Annotated in this window: 16 protein-coding genes, 1 tRNA gene and 1 pseudogene; 9 read left to right on the top strand and 9 right to left on the bottom strand. The window is 63.9% G+C overall.

Going from position 1 to position 16,613, the window contains the following annotated elements:
* Window positions 1–4: 4 nt before the first annotated feature.
* From hisD to ACHMW7_RS24980, 4 genes are all read right to left on the bottom strand, one after another.
* Window positions 5–1,297: a histidinol dehydrogenase gene (hisD, locus tag ACHMW7_RS24995; RefSeq protein ID WP_395448112.1), complete on the bottom strand. Its 1,293-nt coding sequence runs from the start codon at window positions 1,295–1,297 to the stop codon at window positions 5–7.
* 12 nt (window positions 1,298–1,309) lie between these two features.
* Window positions 1,310–1,744, bottom strand: a complete 435-nt coding sequence (locus tag ACHMW7_RS24990) for a DUF2948 family protein (RefSeq protein ID WP_395448111.1) — start codon at window positions 1,742–1,744, stop codon at window positions 1,310–1,312.
* A 170-nt stretch (window positions 1,745–1,914) separates the two neighbouring features.
* Window positions 1,915–3,204, bottom strand: coding sequence for a UDP-N-acetylglucosamine 1-carboxyvinyltransferase (gene murA / locus ACHMW7_RS24985; protein ID WP_395448110.1), 1,290 nt, complete (start codon window positions 3,202–3,204; stop codon window positions 1,915–1,917).
* 131 nt (window positions 3,205–3,335) lie between these two features.
* Complete coding sequence (locus ACHMW7_RS24980; protein ID WP_395448109.1) at window positions 3,336–3,524, bottom strand: hypothetical protein; 189 nt, start codon at window positions 3,522–3,524, stop codon at window positions 3,336–3,338.
* Between the two features lie 158 nt (window positions 3,525–3,682).
* Between ACHMW7_RS24980 and ACHMW7_RS24975 the strand changes: the two genes are divergently transcribed.
* Window positions 3,683–3,757: transfer RNA gene (locus ACHMW7_RS24975), tRNA-Thr, on the top strand.
* 264 nt (window positions 3,758–4,021) lie between these two features.
* Here the strand turns inward: ACHMW7_RS24975 and ACHMW7_RS24970 are convergent.
* Window positions 4,022–4,990: a DUF535 family protein gene (locus tag ACHMW7_RS24970; RefSeq protein WP_395448108.1), complete on the bottom strand. Its 969-nt coding sequence runs from the start codon at window positions 4,988–4,990 to the stop codon at window positions 4,022–4,024.
* Between the two features lie 229 nt (window positions 4,991–5,219).
* Window positions 5,220–6,770, bottom strand: coding sequence for a phospholipase D family protein (locus ACHMW7_RS24965; protein WP_395448107.1), 1,551 nt, complete (start codon window positions 6,768–6,770; stop codon window positions 5,220–5,222).
* A gap of 232 nt (window positions 6,771–7,002) precedes the next feature.
* Here ACHMW7_RS24965 and ACHMW7_RS24960 point away from each other — a divergent pair, with 232 nt between their 5' ends.
* Window positions 7,003–7,779, top strand: a complete 777-nt coding sequence (locus tag ACHMW7_RS24960; RefSeq protein WP_395451432.1) for an endonuclease/exonuclease/phosphatase family protein — start codon at window positions 7,003–7,005, stop codon at window positions 7,777–7,779.
* On the opposite strand, the gene ACHMW7_RS24955 is transcribed toward ACHMW7_RS24960, so the two are convergent.
* Window positions 7,780–8,553: an IclR family transcriptional regulator C-terminal domain-containing protein gene (locus tag ACHMW7_RS24955; RefSeq protein ID WP_395448106.1), complete on the bottom strand. Its 774-nt coding sequence runs from the start codon at window positions 8,551–8,553 to the stop codon at window positions 7,780–7,782.
* A gap of 142 nt (window positions 8,554–8,695) precedes the next feature.
* Between ACHMW7_RS24955 and ACHMW7_RS24950 the strand changes: the two genes are divergently transcribed.
* The 3 genes and pseudogenes from ACHMW7_RS24950 (at window position 8,696) to pcaF (ending at window position 11,556) form a co-directional block, all read left to right on the top strand.
* Window positions 8,696–9,553 (top strand): CoA transferase subunit A, encoded by an 858-nt coding sequence (locus tag ACHMW7_RS24950; RefSeq protein WP_395448105.1) that lies wholly within the window; start codon window positions 8,696–8,698, stop codon window positions 9,551–9,553.
* Window positions 9,550–10,359, top strand: a complete 810-nt coding sequence (locus tag ACHMW7_RS24945) for a CoA-transferase subunit beta (protein WP_395448104.1) — start codon at window positions 9,550–9,552, stop codon at window positions 10,357–10,359. Before ACHMW7_RS24950 ends, ACHMW7_RS24945 begins: the two co-directional genes overlap by 4 nt.
* Window positions 10,352–11,556 (top strand): annotated as a pseudogene (gene pcaF, locus ACHMW7_RS24940) (3-oxoadipyl-CoA thiolase). Before ACHMW7_RS24945 ends, pcaF begins: the two are co-directional and overlap by 8 nt.
* 54 nt (window positions 11,557–11,610) lie before the next feature.
* On the opposite strand, the gene ACHMW7_RS24935 reads toward pcaF, so the two are convergent.
* On the bottom strand, window positions 11,611–12,462 hold the full coding sequence (locus tag ACHMW7_RS24935) for a sulfite exporter TauE/SafE family protein (RefSeq protein ID WP_395448103.1): 852 nt from the start codon (window positions 12,460–12,462) through the stop codon (window positions 11,611–11,613).
* Between the two features lie 277 nt (window positions 12,463–12,739).
* Here ACHMW7_RS24935 and modA point away from each other — a divergent pair, with 277 nt between their 5' ends.
* From modA to ACHMW7_RS24915, 4 genes are read left to right on the top strand one after another with little or no spacing between them, the layout of a single operon-like run.
* Entirely contained in the window at window positions 12,740–13,546 is an 807-nt protein-coding gene (modA, locus tag ACHMW7_RS24930) for a molybdate ABC transporter substrate-binding protein (protein ID WP_395448102.1), read from the top strand.
* A gap of 18 nt (window positions 13,547–13,564) precedes the next feature.
* On the top strand, window positions 13,565–14,266 hold the full coding sequence (modB, locus tag ACHMW7_RS24925; RefSeq protein ID WP_395448101.1) for a molybdate ABC transporter permease subunit: 702 nt from the start codon (window positions 13,565–13,567) through the stop codon (window positions 14,264–14,266).
* Entirely contained in the window at window positions 14,263–15,378 is a 1,116-nt protein-coding gene (gene modC / locus ACHMW7_RS24920; protein ID WP_395448100.1) for a molybdenum ABC transporter ATP-binding protein, read from the top strand. Before modB ends, modC begins: the two co-directional genes overlap by 4 nt.
* A gap of 12 nt (window positions 15,379–15,390) precedes the next feature.
* On the top strand, window positions 15,391–15,732 hold the full coding sequence (locus ACHMW7_RS24915) for a winged helix-turn-helix domain-containing protein (protein WP_395448099.1): 342 nt from the start codon (window positions 15,391–15,393) through the stop codon (window positions 15,730–15,732).
* A 1-nt stretch (window position 15,733) separates the two neighbouring features.
* Here the strand turns inward: ACHMW7_RS24915 and proC are convergent, their stop codons facing one another.
* Window positions 15,734–16,549, bottom strand: a complete 816-nt coding sequence (gene proC / locus ACHMW7_RS24910) for a pyrroline-5-carboxylate reductase (RefSeq protein WP_395448098.1) — start codon at window positions 16,547–16,549, stop codon at window positions 15,734–15,736.
* Window positions 16,550–16,613: the final 64 nt, after the last annotated feature.

Raw genomic sequence — 16,613 nt, 5'->3', positions numbered from 1 at the left:
GCGCCTACATGTTCAATCTGATGGCGACGGAGCGCGCATGGGCGTCGAGCCCTTCGGCCTTGGCCAAGGCGATCGCCGCCGGCGCCAGCGCGCGCAGCTGATCAGGGCCAAGCTTGAGGATCGAGCTGCGCTTGACGAAGTCGAGCACCGTCAGCCCCGAGGAGAAGCGCGCCGAGCGTGCCGTCGGCAGCACGTGGTTGGAGCCGCCGACATAGTCGCCGATGACTTCGGGCGTATGCTTGCCGACAAAGATCGCACCGGCATTGCGCACTTTTGGCAGCATGGCTTCCGGATCGGCAATGGCGAGCTCGAGGTGTTCTGCGGCGATGCGGTTGACCAATGGCATGGCCACATCGAAGTCGTCGACCAGGATCACCGCGCCAAAGTCGCGCCAACTGGCGGCAGCCGTCGCGGCGCGGGGCAGCAGCTTGATCTGGCGCTCGACCGCTTGTTCCACCGATTTGCCGAAGGCGGCGTCATCGGTGATCAGGATTGATTGCGCCGAAACGTCATGTTCGGCCTGGGCGAGCAGATCGGCGGCGAGCCAGTCGGGATCGTTGTCACTGTCGGCAACGATCAGCACTTCCGATGGGCCGGCGATCATGTCGATACCGACAGTGCCGAACACCTGGCGCTTGGCAGCCGCGACATAGGCGTTGCCGGGTCCGACGATCTTGGCGACGGGGCGGATGGTCTCGGTGCCATAGGCAAGGGCGGCAATCGCCTGGGCGCCGCCGACACGGTAGATTTCAGATACACCGGCCAAATCGGCTGCGACCAGCACCAGCGGATTGATGACGCCGCCGGTGGCAGGCACGACGATGACGATGCGCTCGACGCCGGCAACCTGCGCCGGCACGGCATTCATCAGCACCGAACTCGGATAGCTCGCCGTGCCGCCGGGCACATAGAGCCCGACCGCCTCGACGGCGGTCCAGCGCGAGCCAAGCTCGACGCCGATCGGGTCGACATAGCGGTCGTCCTTGGGCATCTGGCGGGCATGGTGCGAGCGGATGCGGTCGCGGGCAAAGCGCAGCGCCTCGACAGTCTCGGGGTCGGCGTCGATGTAGGCCTGGTCGATGTCGGCGCGGGTCACGGCAATGCCGAGCGTCGACAGGTCGGCACGGTCGAATTTCCGGGTGTAGTCGATCAGGGCCGCGTCGCCGCGCGTGCGCACGTCGTCGATGATGGCGCGCACCGTCGCATCGACGTCGGGAGAGACCTCGCGCTTGGTCGTCAGGAAGGCGGCGAAGCGCTTCTCGAAGTCGGCGTCGGATTGGCTAAGCGTGATGGCCATCGTCTGGAATGCTCAGGTCTTGTGAATGGGGCGAGAGGAGGCCTGCCAGGCAGCCCCGGTGTCGGTCAGTCGCGCCTCGATGACCTCGACCTCGAGCCGGATCGCGGCGTCGCCGGAAAACAACAGCTCGATGGTGCCGGCAGGACCCTCGTCCTGGGCGAAGCCGATGGCCAGAAGCTCCAGCACGTCGTCGCTTTTGGTCCGGGAGATGCCCTGCAACTGGGCCGACAGCACGCGGTCGAAATGCAGGATCGACCTGCGCCGCTCGTATTTGGGTCGGAAGAAGCCGGTCTTGGTTTCCCAGGCGAAACGGTTCATCGCCAGCGCAAAACGCTTGGCGGGGGCATCGAAAGCGAGGTCGACGACCTTGATCACCGCATCCTGCACATGCGCCGAAACGATCTCCAGATCTTCTTCGTCGAGGGCGACTAGTTTGAGCAGGTTCATGTCCGGTCGGCTGCCTGTGCGGAAAGGTGATGCGTCCGGCTTTGTTAGGCGGTCTTGGTGCAGCGCGCAACCGCGCGTGAGGGCAAGTAGGGCAGTAAGGGACTAGGGCAGTAAGGCATTGGGGCGGAAGTCACTTATTGCCCTGCTGCCTTACTGCCCCATTCCTTAACTCAGCCGCTGATGCGCTCGATCACCGCGCCGCAACGCGACAGCTTTTCTTCGAGGCGCTCGAAGCCGCGGTCGAGATGGTAGACGCGGTTGACCACCGTCTCGCCCTCGGCGGCGAGGCCGGCGATGACCAGCGACACCGAGGCGCGCAGATCGGTTGCCATGACCGGCGCACCCTTGAGCTTGGAAACACCCTCGACGATCGCCGTCTGGCCCGACAGCGTGATGTGCGCGCCAAGGCGGGCGAGTTCCTGCACATGCATGAAGCGGTTTTCGAAGATCGTTTCGGTGATCTTCGACTTGCCCTTCGACATCGTCATCAGGCCCATGAACTGCGCCTGCAGGTCGGTGGGGAAGCCGGGGAAGGGCTCGGTGGTGACGTCGACCGGCGAAATGCCCGAGCCGTTGCGCAGCACGCGGATGCCGGAATTGGTCTGGATGATTTCGGCCCCGGTCTGGGACACGATATCGAGCGCGCCCTGCAAAAGGTCGGCACGCGCGCCTTCGAGCAGCACGTCACCGCCGGTCATGGCGACCGCCATGGCGTAGGTGCCGGTCTCGATGCGGTCGGGGATGACGCGGTGGCGCGCACCCGACAACGAATCGACGCCTTCGATGGTGATCGTCGAAGTGCCCTGGCCGGTGATCCTGGCGCCCATGGCATTGAGGCACTCGGCAAGGTTGACGACCTCGGGCTCACGCGCGGCGTTTTCGAGCACCGTCTCGCCGCGGGCGAGCGTTGCTGCCATCATCAGCACATGGGTCGCGCCGACCGAGATCTTGGGGAAGGTGTAACGGTTGCCGGTGAGGCGGTTCTTGGCCGAGGCCAGGATGTAGCCGTTTTCGACCTCGATCTTGGCGCTAAGCGCCTGCAGGCCGTCGATGAACAGGTCGACCGGCCGTGTGCCGATGGCACAACCGCCGGGCAACGACACCTTGGCCTCGCCCATGCGGGCAAGCAGCGGGCCGATGACCCAGAAGCTGGCGCGCATCTTGGAGACCAACTCGTAAGGAGCCGTGGTGTCGACGATGTTACGCGCGGTAAAGCTGATGGTGCGCGAATAGCCTTCGCCCTGGCGCTCGCGGCGGCCGGAGACGGAGTAGTCGACGCCGTGATTGCCGAGAATGCGGATCAGCTGTTCGACATCGGCCAGATGCGGCACGTTTTCGAGCGTCAGCGTATCGTCGGTGAGCAGCGAGGCGATCATCAGGGGAAGGGCTGCGTTCTTCGCGCCCGAGATCGGGATGGTTCCGGTCAGCTCGTTGCCGCCGACAATTCTGATGCGATCCATTGGCCGTCGTTTCTCCGGGCGATCCCGGTTCTGGCGAGAAATTTTCTTGCCGCCCGTCTAGACCATCGCGCTTTCAGGTTCAAGAAAGCCGGTTTTTACGGTCGTTGGCGCCAAGCGCCTGCCGTTGCCGGTCAGGCTTTCTCGGGTTTCTCCGTCTCACCCTCGGCCGCGGCAAGGCCTTCCGGCCTCGTATCGGCTTCTCCGGTGCGTCGCGAGCGCGCCTGCGCCTTGCGTTTCATCAGGTTGGCGCGCAACTCGGCTGCGAGCCGCTCCTGGCGCTTGTCGGCACCGCTTGAGGGCATCTTTGGTTTCGACGACATGTGGTGGTCCCCGCTTGTCGATCGTTCATAGCGGCTTGGCAACGGAAATGGCCAGTATTGTGGCGTAAGCGGGCCTGTGGAAAATGATACACGATTTGGCGCAACTGATAACTTGCGCTCCCGGGAATCATGTGGCACAAGCCGCCCCGTTCACAGTTGCTGCCGTAGCTCAGTGGTAGAGCACTCCCTTGGTAAGGGAGAGGTCGAGAGTTCAATCCTCTCTGGCAGCACCATTCTCCCCGATCAGAATCAAAGAGTTAAGTGCAGATTCTGCTGCCGGCGTGGCGCAACGACGCTGCGCACAAGGCGCATTGCGGATGTGTAGCCGACACAAAATGATCCGAATGCGTTTGAATTGGGCCAGATAGGTTCGTTAGTCACCGCTTCAGACGCAAACGCTCGACGCAAATCAGCCCATGGCTGCCGCCATTTCGCGCCATGCCGTGGAATGCTGAGCTTGAACCTGTGTCAGGGCGAGCTTCGGCCCGTTTGCGGGTCTATCTCAAGGCTTGAATTCGGCTGAACGTCCGGCAAACCCGCGCACCGGCTTCCCAGAACGCGCGCTTGCTCTGTTCGCGTCGGTTCGGGCTGTCGCTTTGAGGCGCCGATGGCGCAGGCAGCCGGAAGCCGAACGGTTCGGCTGGCATGCCGCCGCGTTCTGTCCAGTATCCGTCGAGGTCGGCCTGCATCAGCCGGCGGCGCTTGCGCCGGCGCTGGTTGATGACATGTGTGGCGTTGGAGACGGCCATGATGTGTGGCGGGTTGGCCGGTGACACCAGCCCGTGCAGGGCAAGCAGCATGGCATCCTTGGGCCGCAGGCCACCCAGGCATCGGGTAGCTGATATGACCGAGCGCTTCGCTTCCGCCCCTTTGGGCCCTTGCATGCCGCCGATCGCCAGGCTTGCCGTGCCGTCTTGGCCACGGACAAAGACGAAGCTGGCTGTCCACAATGTGTAGTCGTCGCTCGCCCGCGCCAGCTTGATGGCGAAGACGCCCTCATGGCGGCAGCCGCAATGGTCGGCCAGCAGCATCTGCATGCTGTAGTCTTCGTGGCGCCCGCTGACAGCGCCCATGTCGAGGCGTTCGCCGCGCCAAAGGGTTGCGAGATCGTCGTGCCGCAGCAGTTCCGCCGCGATCCGGAAATGCTCGGTCATCAGCTCGAGGCGAGCCGGGCTTGGGATTCCCGTGATGAAAAAGACATCCAGCGACTTGCGCAGCAGGTCGTCATGCGGACCGGCGAGCATCTGCTGGCGGGAAAAATCGTCGAGGAATTTGATCCAGCTGAAGGTGCTGACCGGGCGGCAGGCGAATCGCAGGCAAAACACGGCCGAGCGCTTCAGCGAGATGCGGGCGCCGAGGCTGAGTGTCTGAAGGAAAACCGATTGACGCGTCGCGGCGCGTAGCGGCGATGACCGGACGGGCAGTGCGCCGCGCTGGTCCAGCTCCGGTTTCCATTCATGTCGCACGGGGGCGCTCCTTCAGACCGATTCTGCCGGTTCCGTGAAATCCCGGAGCCGGCGGAGCGATCTAAAGAGCGCGCCGCATTGCGCCTGCATTGCATAATCGGCGCATCTACCGTGCCGATTCGAATTACTTGCGCCGAGCCGCTGAAAACTGGCGAGCTGTAGATATCTGTCGGTATTTGTAAGAGAAATCGCTACGAATCGCCTGTTCGTACGTGGCTCGGCGTTTGGCCTACAGCTGCGATTCGATCGGCAGATAGCTGATGACCTTGGCCACCAGCCGCCGCCGCAGGCTGGCCTGCGGTTCGTGCCTGAGTTCGCGTGGAGCGTTGGCAGCCCTGTCAGTCCAGGTCAGTCTGTCGCCGTGCAGCGAAAGCCTGAAGCTGCTGCGCGGCGAGATCTGCGCCGATATCACCGCCTCGACTTCACTTGCGAGTTCCTCTTGCTTGAACAGCACGCCCATTTCGGTGTTGAGCGCGGCCGAGCGCGGGTCGAAGTTGAACGAGCCAACGAAGCCCGCCGCTCCGTCGGCGATGAACGCCTTGGTGTGCAGGCTCGCACCCTTCGAGCCGAACAGCGACATGTCGGTGCGGTCCTCGTCCGGCTTCAACTCGTAGATGTCGATGCCGCTTTTGAGCAGTGGCTTGCGATAGCGGACATAGGCGCCGTGGACGGCGGCGACGTCGGTGGCGGCCAGCGAATTGGTCAGCACGGTCACCGCAACCCCGTTCCGGGCCAGCGTGGTCAGCTCGCGGGTGCCGTTCTCGCCGGGAATGAAATAGGGCGAGACAATGCGCAATTGTCGTTGCGCCGAAGTCAGGATCGGCCTGATGGCCGTCATCAGCCAGCTATCCTGGCCTCCGCCTGATGCCTTTTCGGGTGGATCGGAAGCAACAGTCGCCTCGCTGGTCCAGCGCAGCTTTCCCATGCCCGACGACGACCATTGCCGGCTCTCGTCGGCAACGCGATGGATGTAGGGCTCCGCCAGGCCGGTCGTTGCCGTGTGTTCGAGGCGGGTGCGCAACGCTGGCAGGTCGCCCTTGGCCATGCCGGTGACATGGCGGATCGGCAACACCGCCTCGCTGTTCCAGAAGCGGTCGAAGATGGCTTCGGTTTGGCCGACCACGGGGCCGACGAGCAAAAGGTCCATGTCGCGAAAGTTGGCGTCCTCCGAGGCATCGAAATAGGCGTCGCCGACATTGCGCCCGCCGACGATGGCCAGCCTGCCGTCGGCGATCCATGCCTTGTTGTGCATGCGCCGTGTCGTGCGCACCGCGCGCAGCACCAGCTCCAGCCCGCGCTGCAGGCCAAAGGCCCGTGCCCAGCTCGGGTTGAACAGGCGGACTTCGATGTTGGGATGGCTGTCGAGGGCGAGATAGTTGGGGTCGTAGCCCTTGGCGTTGATGTCGTCGAGGATCAGCCGCACCCGCACGCCGCGGTCGGCGGCGCCGAGGATTTCCCTGGCGAGCAGGCTGCCGGTCAGGTCGTCCTTCCAATAGTAATATTGCAGGTCGAGGCTGCGCTGGGCATGGCGTGCCGTGTAGGCCCTGATGGCAAAGGCGTGCAGGTTGGATGAAAGCAGCGCCAGCCCGCTCTGGTCCGGATGGTTGTGCAGAAGCGGGGCCACCAGCCGGTCGAACTGGGTTTCATCTTCTTCGGTCGGCAATGCACTGGAGGGTGTGCCCTGGGCGCGCTTGGCGAAGCGGCCATATGCATAGACCGCCAACAGCGACGCGAGGACCAGGATCCCCACGACAGCGATGGCAATTGCGATGAGTTTCATGCGGCAGGCGGCCAATCGGCTTTGGAGGGAACCATATCCTCACGGTAGCATTTCGGTGGAAGGCTATCGTGACGCATGTGGTAAACCTCGAATAGCTCGACCATATAGGCTACAGTTGGCACATACGCCTGCCGCAACTGAACACGAATTTCCCAGAGATTCCAGACGAGTGATGGCTAGCAGACTAGGCTTTGAGATTCCCGCTGGAGCAGGTGCGGCGCACCCGTCCTCGATGTTTGAGCTGCAAGGCAGGTCGTTGACCGCCGAAGCCGGCACTCACAGCGAAATCGTCGTCGCGTCCTACAACGTCCACAAATGTGTCGGGCTCGATCGCCGTTTCGACCCGCAACGCACGATGCAGGTGATTTCCGAGATCGGCGCCGACATCATCGCGTTGCAGGAGGCCGACCAGCGCTTTGGCGACCGTGCCGGGTTGCTCGACCTCGATGCCGTCGAGCGCGAGACCGGGCTTGTTCCGGTGCCGCTTGCCGGCCGGCGCAAGAGCCATGGCTGGCACGGCAATGTCGTGCTGTTTCGCAAGGGATCGGTCAGTTCGGCGCGGCAGATCGTGCTGCCGGGGGCCGAGCCGCGCGGTGCTGTGGTTGTCGATCTCGAGCTCGAAGCAGGGCCGCTTAGGATCATCGCGGCGCATTTCGGCCTGTTGCGCCACTCGCGCAAGCTGCAGGCTGGCACGCTGTTGACCGCCGCCGAACTGCACAGCGACAGACCGACGGTGCTTGTCGGCGACCTCAACGAATGGCGGCTGGGCAAGCGCTCGTCGCTGCGCAGCCTGGAGCCGGCTTTCGGGCCGACGCATGCGATCGTTCCGAGTTTTCCTTCGCGCTTCCCGGTGCTGGCGCTCGACCGTGTCATGGCCAGGCCGCACAGCCTGCTCACCGAGCTCGAGGCGCACGATACGGCGCTGGCGCGCATCGCCTCCGATCACCTGCCGATCCGGGCCGTCATCCGGCTGAATGCCAAGCGCAACGGTCTCGCCGAAGCCGCCTGATCACTGCACGACGAAGAAATCGCTGATCCGTGCCGCCACCTGCCGAAGGATCGGCAGGAGTTCTGCTTCCATCTGAGCCGGCGTGTGGCGCGAGGTCTGCGTCGAGACGTTGATCGCGGCGACGATGGCATTGGAGCGGTCGCGCAGCGGCACAGCGATCGAGCGCAGGCCGATCTCCAGCTCTTCATCGACAATGGCAAAGCCGCTGCGGCCAACATCTTTGACGATCTCAACCAGCTTTGTCCGGTCGGTGATCGTCCTGGGGGTGCGCTGGGCAATGCCAGCGCCCGTCATGAACGCCTCAAGATCCGCGTCGTTCAGACCTGAAAGCAGAACGCGCCCCATCGCTGTACAGTGGGCGGGAAGGTGCGCCCCGACCTGCAGGTCGACGCCGATGATTCGTGGCCCGGGCACGCGCGCGACATAGACCATGTCTTCGCCCGACAGGATCGCCGCCGAACAGGATTCGTGCAGCTTGGCTGCGGTCTCGCGCATGAAGGGTTCGGCGAAGGTCCAGAGCGGAACGCCATGCAGCCAGATGCGGGCCTGCGCCAGAAGCCTTGGTGATAGAGAAAAATTCCGTCCCGCCTGTACGGCATAGCCAGTTGCTACCAGCGTCAGCAGGAAGCGCCGGGCGCCGGCGCGGGTTAGGCCGGCCTTGTCAGCGGTTTCGGTCAGCGTCAGGCCGGCTGGATTGGCAGCCAGGATCTCCATGACGGCGAGCCCGCGCTCCAGCGAAGCGACGTGATCGCGGACGGGTTGTTCGTCGCTCATGGCAGATCCCTCGGGAATGGCGTCGCCGCGGAGTCATCTCATTGACTCCGGCATCATCTTGGCTCAAAAATGTATCGCATATAAAACAAATGTTCGCAATACGAACTTTTGGGTGAACTTTGGACAAACGGGACGAAACGCGATGACCAAATTTCTCCCCCTGTCGCAGGCGGTCGCCGACAATCTCAACAACGGCGACACAGTGGCCTTCGAAGGGTTCACGCATCTCATTCCCACTGCGGCCGCGCATGAGGCGATCCGCCAGGGTCTCAAGGACCTGACGCTGGTCCGCATGACGCCCGACCTGATCTACGACCAGATGATCGGCATGGGCATGGCCAGGAAGGTGGTCTTCTCCTACGCCGGCAACCCCGGCGTTGGCCTGCTGCGCCGTCTGCGCGACGCCGTCGAGAACGGTTTTCCGCATCCGCTGGAGATCGAGGAGCATAGCCACGCGGCCATGGCCAACGCCTATGAGGCGGGAGCGGCCGGCCTGCCTTGCGCCATCTTCCGCGGTTATCGCGGTGCCGAGCTCGCCAAAGTCAACCCGAACATCAGGTCGGTGACCTGTCCGTTTACCGGCGAGGTGCTGGCCGCCGTTCCGTCGGTTCGGCCCGACGTCACCTTCATCCATGCCCAGAAGGCCAACAGACGCGGCGACGTGCTGGTCGAAGGCATCATCGGCATCCAGAAGGAAGCAGCCCTGGCCGCCAAGCGCGCCGTGGTCACCGTCGAGGAAGTGGTCGACAATTTTGACGACCTGCACCCCAACCTGACCGTGCTGCCGAACTGGTCGGTCACGGCGATTTCAGTCGTGCCGGGCGGGGCGCACCCATCCTACGCCCATGGCTATTATGTCAGGGACAACGCGTCTTATCTCGAATGGGACGAGATATCAGCCGACCGCGACCGCTTCCGCGCGTGGATGCAAAACAACGTCATCGAAAAGAGCGCCGATGATTTTGCCGCCCGTGTCGAACAGCTGAGGAGCGTGGCATGAGCGAAATTGGCTTCACCCCCAATGAGATGATGACCATTGCCGCCTCGCGCGCCCTGAAAGGCGACGACGTCTGCTTCGTCGGCATCGGCGCGCCGTCGGCCGCCTGCAATGTCGCGCGGCTGACGCATGCGCCCGACATCACGCTGATCTACGAATCGGGCACCATCGGCACAGCGCCCGACGTGCTGCCGCTGTCGATCGGCGACGGCGAATTGTGCGACACCGCCGTCACCACCGTTTCAGTGCCGGAGATGTTCCGCTACTGGTTGCAGGGCGGGCGCATTTCGATCGGCTTCCTCGGTGCCGCCCAGCTCGACAAGTTCGGCAACATCAACACAACTGTCATCGGCGACTACGCCCACCCCAGGACCCGCCTGCCGGGCGGCGGCGGCGCACCGGAGATCGCGACGTCGTCGAAGGAAATCTACATCACCATGGTGCAGACCAAGCGCGGCATGGTCGACAAGATCGACTTCTACACCTCCTTCGGCCATGGCGATGGCGGCGACCATCGCCAGCGTCTCGGCATCGACACCAAGGGTCCGACACTTTTGATCACCGATCTGGCGATCTGGAAGCCGGACCCTGACACCAAGGAGTTCACCGTGGTTTCGCTGCATCCGGGTGTGCCCCCTGACAAGGTGCAGGAGACCTGCGGCTGGACGGTGAAATTTGCCGACACGCTCGAGCAAACACCTGCGCCGACCGAACTGGAGCTGAAGACGCTGCGCGACCTCAAGGCACGCACCGACGCCGCCCACAAGGGCGAGGCGGCTGGCGCAAAGCGAGGATCAAGGGATGGCTGAGGCCTATATCTGCGACTACATCCGCACGCCGATCGGCCGCTTCGGCGGTGCCTTGTCGTCGGTCCGCGCCGACGATCTGGGGGCTGTTCCGCTCAAGGCATTGATGGAGCGCAATGTGTCCGTCGATTGGGCCGCCGTCGACGACGTCGTTTTCGGCTGCGCCAACCAGGCCGGCGAGGACAACCGCAACGTTGCCCGCATGTCGCTGCTTTGGCCGGCCTACCGCAGGACGTCTCGGGCACGACGATCAACCGCCTTTGCGGTTCTGGCATGGACGCATTGATTGCGGCTGCCCGGGCGATCAAATCAGGCGAAGCCGATCTGATGATATCAGGCGGCGTCGAAAGCATGAGCCGCGCGCCTTTCGTCATGCCCAAGGCCGACGCTGCGTTCTCGCGCCATGCCGAGATCCATGACACCACCATCGGCTGGCGCTTCGTCAATCCGCTGATGAAGACGCAGTACGGCGTCGATTCGATGCCGGAGACCGGCGAAAACGTGGCGGAGGACTTTGCCGTCACCCGTGCCGACCAGGACGCTTTCGCGGTTCGCAGCCAAAACAAGGCCGTCGCCGCTCAGGACAATGGCCGTCTCGGCAAGGAGATCACGCCGGTGACCATCCCGCAGCGCAAGGGCGACGCCATCGTCGTTTCAAAGGACGAGCATCCGCGCGCCGGCACGTCAATCGAGACGCTGGCCAAGCTGCCGACACCGTTCCGCCAAGGCGGCACGGTGACGGCCGGCAACGCTTCGGGCGTCAACGACGGTGCAGCAGCGTTGATCGTCGCCTCCGAGGCGGCGGTGAAGAAGCATGGCCTGACGCCGATTGCGCGTGTGCTAGGCGGTGCGGCTTCCGGTATTGCCCCACGCATCATGGGCATTGGCCCGGCGCCGGCGACGAAGAAGCTGTGCGCCCGACTGGGCATTCAGCCTTCCGATTTCGACGTCATCGAACTCAATGAAGCCTTCGCCTCCCAAGCCCTTGCCGTGCTGCGCGACCTTGGCATCGCCTGGGATGCGGAGCACGTGAACCCGAATGGTGGCGCCATCGCACTGGGCCACCCGCTTGGCATGTCGGGCGCCCGCATCGCCGGTACTGCCGCGCTTGAGCTCGGCCTGCGCGGCGGCAGGCTGGCGCTTGCCACCATGTGCATTGGCGTCGGCCAAGGCATTGCGGTCGCGCTCGAGCGGGCCTGATCCGAGCCATCGGAGCTGCGAAAACGAGAACGCCCGGCAGTGCCGGGCGTTTGTTCAGCCAATCAGGCTGATCAGGAAACGCAGGCTGATCAGAAGCAAGAAGATACCGAAGGCGACCTCCAGCTTTCGCTTCGACAACGCATGGGCTAGTTTTGCTCCGAGCGGAGCGGTCAGCACGCTGGTCGGAACGAACAGGATCATGCCGACCAGCGAGACATAGCCGAGCGATAGCGGAAACTGCAGGGCGGCGACATCGGGATATTCGGCGGCGCGCGGCCAGCCGGCATAGATGTAGCCGAGCGCGCCGGGGATCGAGATCAGCACGCCGAGGCCTGACGAGGTGGCGACCGCCTGGTGGATCGGCCGGCCGTAGAAGGTCATGAACAGGTTGGAGAGCTGGCCGCCGCCGATGCCCATCAGGCTCGACAGCACGCCGATGACCCAGCCATAGATGTTCATGACCAGCTTGCCGGGCATGTCGAGCCCGAGCCGCCAGGAATCCTTGCCGAACAGCAGCCGGATCGCCGAAATGCCGGCAACGACGACGAACACCGCCTTGAACAGGTCGGCCGGTGCGTAGCGGGCAATGAAACTGCCCATGGCGACGCCGACGATGACAGGGATCGCCCACTGCTTGAGAATGGCCATGTCGACCGCGCCTTTGGCCCGATGCGCATTGAACGAGCGGATCGACGTCGGAATGATGATCGCCAGCGAAGTACCGACGCACAAAGGCATGCGTACTTCTTCCGGCACGCCGACGGACTGGAACAGTTCGTAGAGCACCGGCACGATGACCGTGCCGCCGCCGACACCGAAGACGCCGGCGAGAAGGCCGGTGATGGCGCCGGCGCCCAGAAGAGCAATGGCGAGCCAGATGATTTCGTAGGTTGATATGCCGGCCATGTGGGGAGGTCTCGTCGACAGTGGGGCGGGAGGGACGAACCGCGCCGGCCGCAGCGTGCCAGAACCAGATGTCCCATGGTTAGGCGGCCACATATGACATGATGCGGTGGTCCAGTCTTCCCCGGATTGCCATGCCAGGCAAAGGCGCGATTGGCATCGAAACCATCGCAACTGTTTCGTTCAAAACCACCCGGTCGGGTGGTTGCCTGCCTTTTGTTATATCCGTATGAATATAACGAATCTCGGCCAGGCGGCCGGCAACGACGGAGGAATGAGGATGCTTACGCGTAGGGGATTTGGGGTGCGGTTCGCCGCAATGGTTGGTGGCCTGGCCGCGGTGCTCGCACTCGGCCTGCCGGCAGCGCGCGCCGACGGTGATGTCGTGGTGTTTGCCGCCGCCAGCCTGAAGAATGCGCTCGACGCCGTCGATGCGGCCTGGAAGGCCGAGGGCGGCAAGTCCGCGACCGCGTCCTATGCCGCGAGTTCGGCGCTCGCCAAGCAGATCGAAGGCGGTGCGCCTGCCGACGTGTTCATCTCCGCCGACCTCGACTGGATGAAGTATCTTTCCGAAAAGAAGCTCATCAAGGATGGCTCGGAAGTGAAGCTGCTCGGCAATCGCATTGTGCTGGTGGCGCCGAAGGATTCGGCCGCCAAGGCCGATATCGCGGCGAATTTCGACCTCGCCGGACTGCTCGGCGAAGGCCGCCTCGCCATGGGCGACGTCAAGGCCGTGCCTGCCGGCAAGTACGGCAAGGCCGCGCTCGAGAAGCTCGGCGTCTGGTCGTCGGTCGAAGGCAAGATCGCCCAGGCTGAAAACGTGCGCGCGGCACTCAAGCTCGTGTCGACGGGCGAAGCGCCGCTCGGCATCGTCTACCAGACCGACGCGACCGCCGAGCCGGGCGTCAAGATCGTCGGCATTTTCCCGGAAGAGACGCATCCTCCCATCGTCTATCCGGTTGGCGTGACGGCGGGCTCGAAGAACACGGACGCGGAAGCGTATGTGAAATATCTTCAGTCCGCCAAGGCTAGGGAGCTGTTCGAAGCGCAAGGTTTCACTATGCTTGCGCCCGTCGCTTCCAACTAAAGGCATTCAGACTGACGCATGACATGGCTGGACCTCACTCCTGACGAATGGAATGCGGTCCACCTGTCGATCAAGGTCGGGCTGTGGGCGATGGCTGCCAGCCTGCCTTTCGGCATTGCCATTGCCCTTTTGCTCGCGCGCGGCAATTTCTGGGGCAAGTCGTTGCTCAACGGCGTCGTCCACTTGCCGCTCGTCCTTCCTCCCGTTGTCACCGGCTACCTGCTGCTTCTGAGCTTTGGCCGGCGCGGCCCCATCGGCTCGTTCCTCGACGAATATTTCGGCATCGTCTTTTCCTTCCGCTGGACCGGTGCCGCCCTTGCCTGTGCGATCATGGGCTTTCCGCTGATGGTGCGCGCTATCCGCCTGTCCATCGAGGCGGTCGACCGGCGCCTTGAATCGGCTGCCGGCACGTTGGGCGCGAACCCGCTCTGGGTCTTCCTGACCGTGACGCTGCCTTTGATCCTGCCAGGCGTCGTCGCCGGCATGATCCTGTCCTTTGCCAAGGCGATGGGCGAGTTCGGCGCCACCATCACCTTCGTCTCCAACATCCCCGGCGAGACCCAGACCCTGCCATCGGCAATCTACACCTTCACCCAGGTGCCGGGCGGCGACGCCGGCGCGCTGCGGCTGACGCTGATCTCGATCGCCATTTCGATGATCGCGCTTGTCGTTTCCGAGATGTTCGCCCGCCGCATCGGCCAACGCATGGATGTCGGATGACACTGCTCGTCGATGTCCATCACCGCCTCGGCGCGCTGAACCTTGAAGCCAGCTTCGAAAGTGCTGGCCAGCTGACCGCCTTGTTCGGGCCGTCCGGTTCGGGCAAGACCTCGCTCATCAACATCATCGCCGGCCTGATCCGCCCCGACGCCGGCCGCGTCATCATCGGCGACAGGACGCTGGTCGATACGGCGGCGCGCATGTTCGTGCCGGCTCATGGGCGCCGGCTCGGTTTCGTTTTCCAGGACGCGCGGCTGTTTCCGCACCTCAACGTGCGTTCGAACCTGCTCTATGGCCGCTGGTTCACGCCGCGGACCGAGCGTTACGCCGAGTTCGACCGGGTCGTCGAGATGCTCGGCATCGGCCATCTGCTGGCGCGGCGTCCGGCGCTGCTTTCGGGTGGCGAAAAGCAGCGCGTCGCCATTGGCCGTGCGCTTCTGGCGAGTCCAAGGCTGCTGCTGATGGACGAGCCGCTGGCTTCGCTCGACGATGCCCGCAAGTCCGAGATCATGCCGTATCTTGAACGTCTGCGCGACGAGACCAAAATCCCGATCGTCTATGTCAGCCACTCCATATCAGAGGTGGCGCGGCTCGCCACCGACATCGTGGTGATGGCCGAAGGCAAGGTTGCCGCGTCCGGACCGACAATCGAGATCATGCAGCGCCTCGACTTGTTGCCGCCGGAAGAGGTGGGCGAGGGCGGTGCCGTGCTCGACATGACCGTCCTGCGCCATGATGAGATATTCGGCATGACCGTGCTGGGCGCCGCTGCCGGCGAAATGCGCGTGCCGAGCATTGCCTTGTCGGTGGGGTCCAAGGTTCGCGTCCGCATCAGGGCGCGCGACGTGATGATCGCCACCGAGCGGCCGCAAGGGCTGAGCGCGCTCAACATCCTGCCGGGGCGGATCGCCGAGATCGGCAAGGTCAACGGTGCGCAGATCGACCTTAGGCTCGATTGCCACGGCGACATGCTCGTCTCGCGCATCACCCGCCAGTCCTTGGAAACACTTCAGCTCAGTGTCGGCCGCCAAGTCTTTGCCGTCATCAAGACGGTTGCATTCGATCGCGCCAATCTTTCTCCGGGGGCTCCGCTTGTGCTAACCAGCGACTGACTGGAGTAGCCGATGCCATCTCTGACCTTGCGACTGTATCTCGACCCCAAGGGCCGTCTCGGTCCGGGCAAGGTCGAACTTCTCGAACAAATCGCCGCCACCGGCTCGATCTCGGCGGCGGCGCGCGCCATGGAAATGTCCTACAAGCGCGCCTGGGATCTGGTCGAAGAGATGAAGGATATGTTCGGCAAGCCGCTGGTTGCAGCCAAGACCGGCGGTAAACACGGCGGCGGTGCCGAGCTTACCTCAGTCGGCGAAGACGTCGTTCGCCGGTTCCGCGACATGGAGCGTGCGGTCAACGAGGCCGCGGCGCCTCATATCAAAGCGCTGCAAGCCGAAGCTGACACGAAATAGCTTACTTGCCGAGCTCGATCGAGCGCAGCCGGGCCGCCTCGACGGCCTCCGTCAGCAGAATCTTGAGACGATCCTCGCCCATCAGGACGCCAAGTGCCGCCGCAGTCGTGCCGTTGGGGCTGGTTACCTGGCGCCGCAGCACGGCGGGATCTTCGCGGCTTTCAGCGGCAAGGCTCGCTGCCCCGTACACTGTCTGCATCGCAAGAAGGGAGGCGGTGTTTGACGGCAGCCCGGCGTTTTCGGCCGCAGCGGTCAGGCACTCGATGAAATGGAAGATGTAGGCCGGGCCCGAACCGGACACCGCCGTCACCGCATCCATCAGGCCCTCGTCGGCGATGGTCGCGACCTCGCCGCTTGCCGACAAAAGGTCGCCGACGATGTCCTTGGCCGCTTCGGTGACGTGCTCGTTGGAATAGACCACCATCATGCCCTTGCCGATGGCCGCCGGCGTGTTGGGCATGCAGCGCGCAATCGGCGTGTGGCTGCCGAGGATGTCGGCGAAGGTGGCGACCGGCGTGCCCGCGGCAACGCTGACGAATGTCGTGCGGCTATTTCCGAAGCGGCGATAGCCGGCGGTTACTTCGCGAATGACCTGCGGCTTGACGGCAATGACGATGATTTCGGGGGCGGCATCGGCCGGTATGCCACCGACTTCCGAGGCGACCCGGCTGCCGAGGTCGGCGGCGCGGGCGCGAAGCTCGGCATTGGGTTCGACCACGAAGGTTTCCTCGGGCGCGAGCTTGCCCGAATTGAGCCAGCCCGTGAGCATGGCGTAGCCCATGTTGCCGCAGCCGGCGAGGATCAGTCTGATGGTCATGCAAAGCCCTCCGAACACAACTGACATAGACCGTCTTGGAGCCAGGCGGAAGGGTGCAACGCCA

It is taken from the genome of Aminobacter sp. UC22_36, from assembly GCF_044056035.1.
Lineage (GTDB): Bacteria > Pseudomonadota > Alphaproteobacteria > Rhizobiales > Rhizobiaceae > Aminobacter.
The sequence above is the reverse complement of the archived record's forward strand: the minus strand, read 5'-3'. Positions and strand labels throughout refer to the sequence as shown.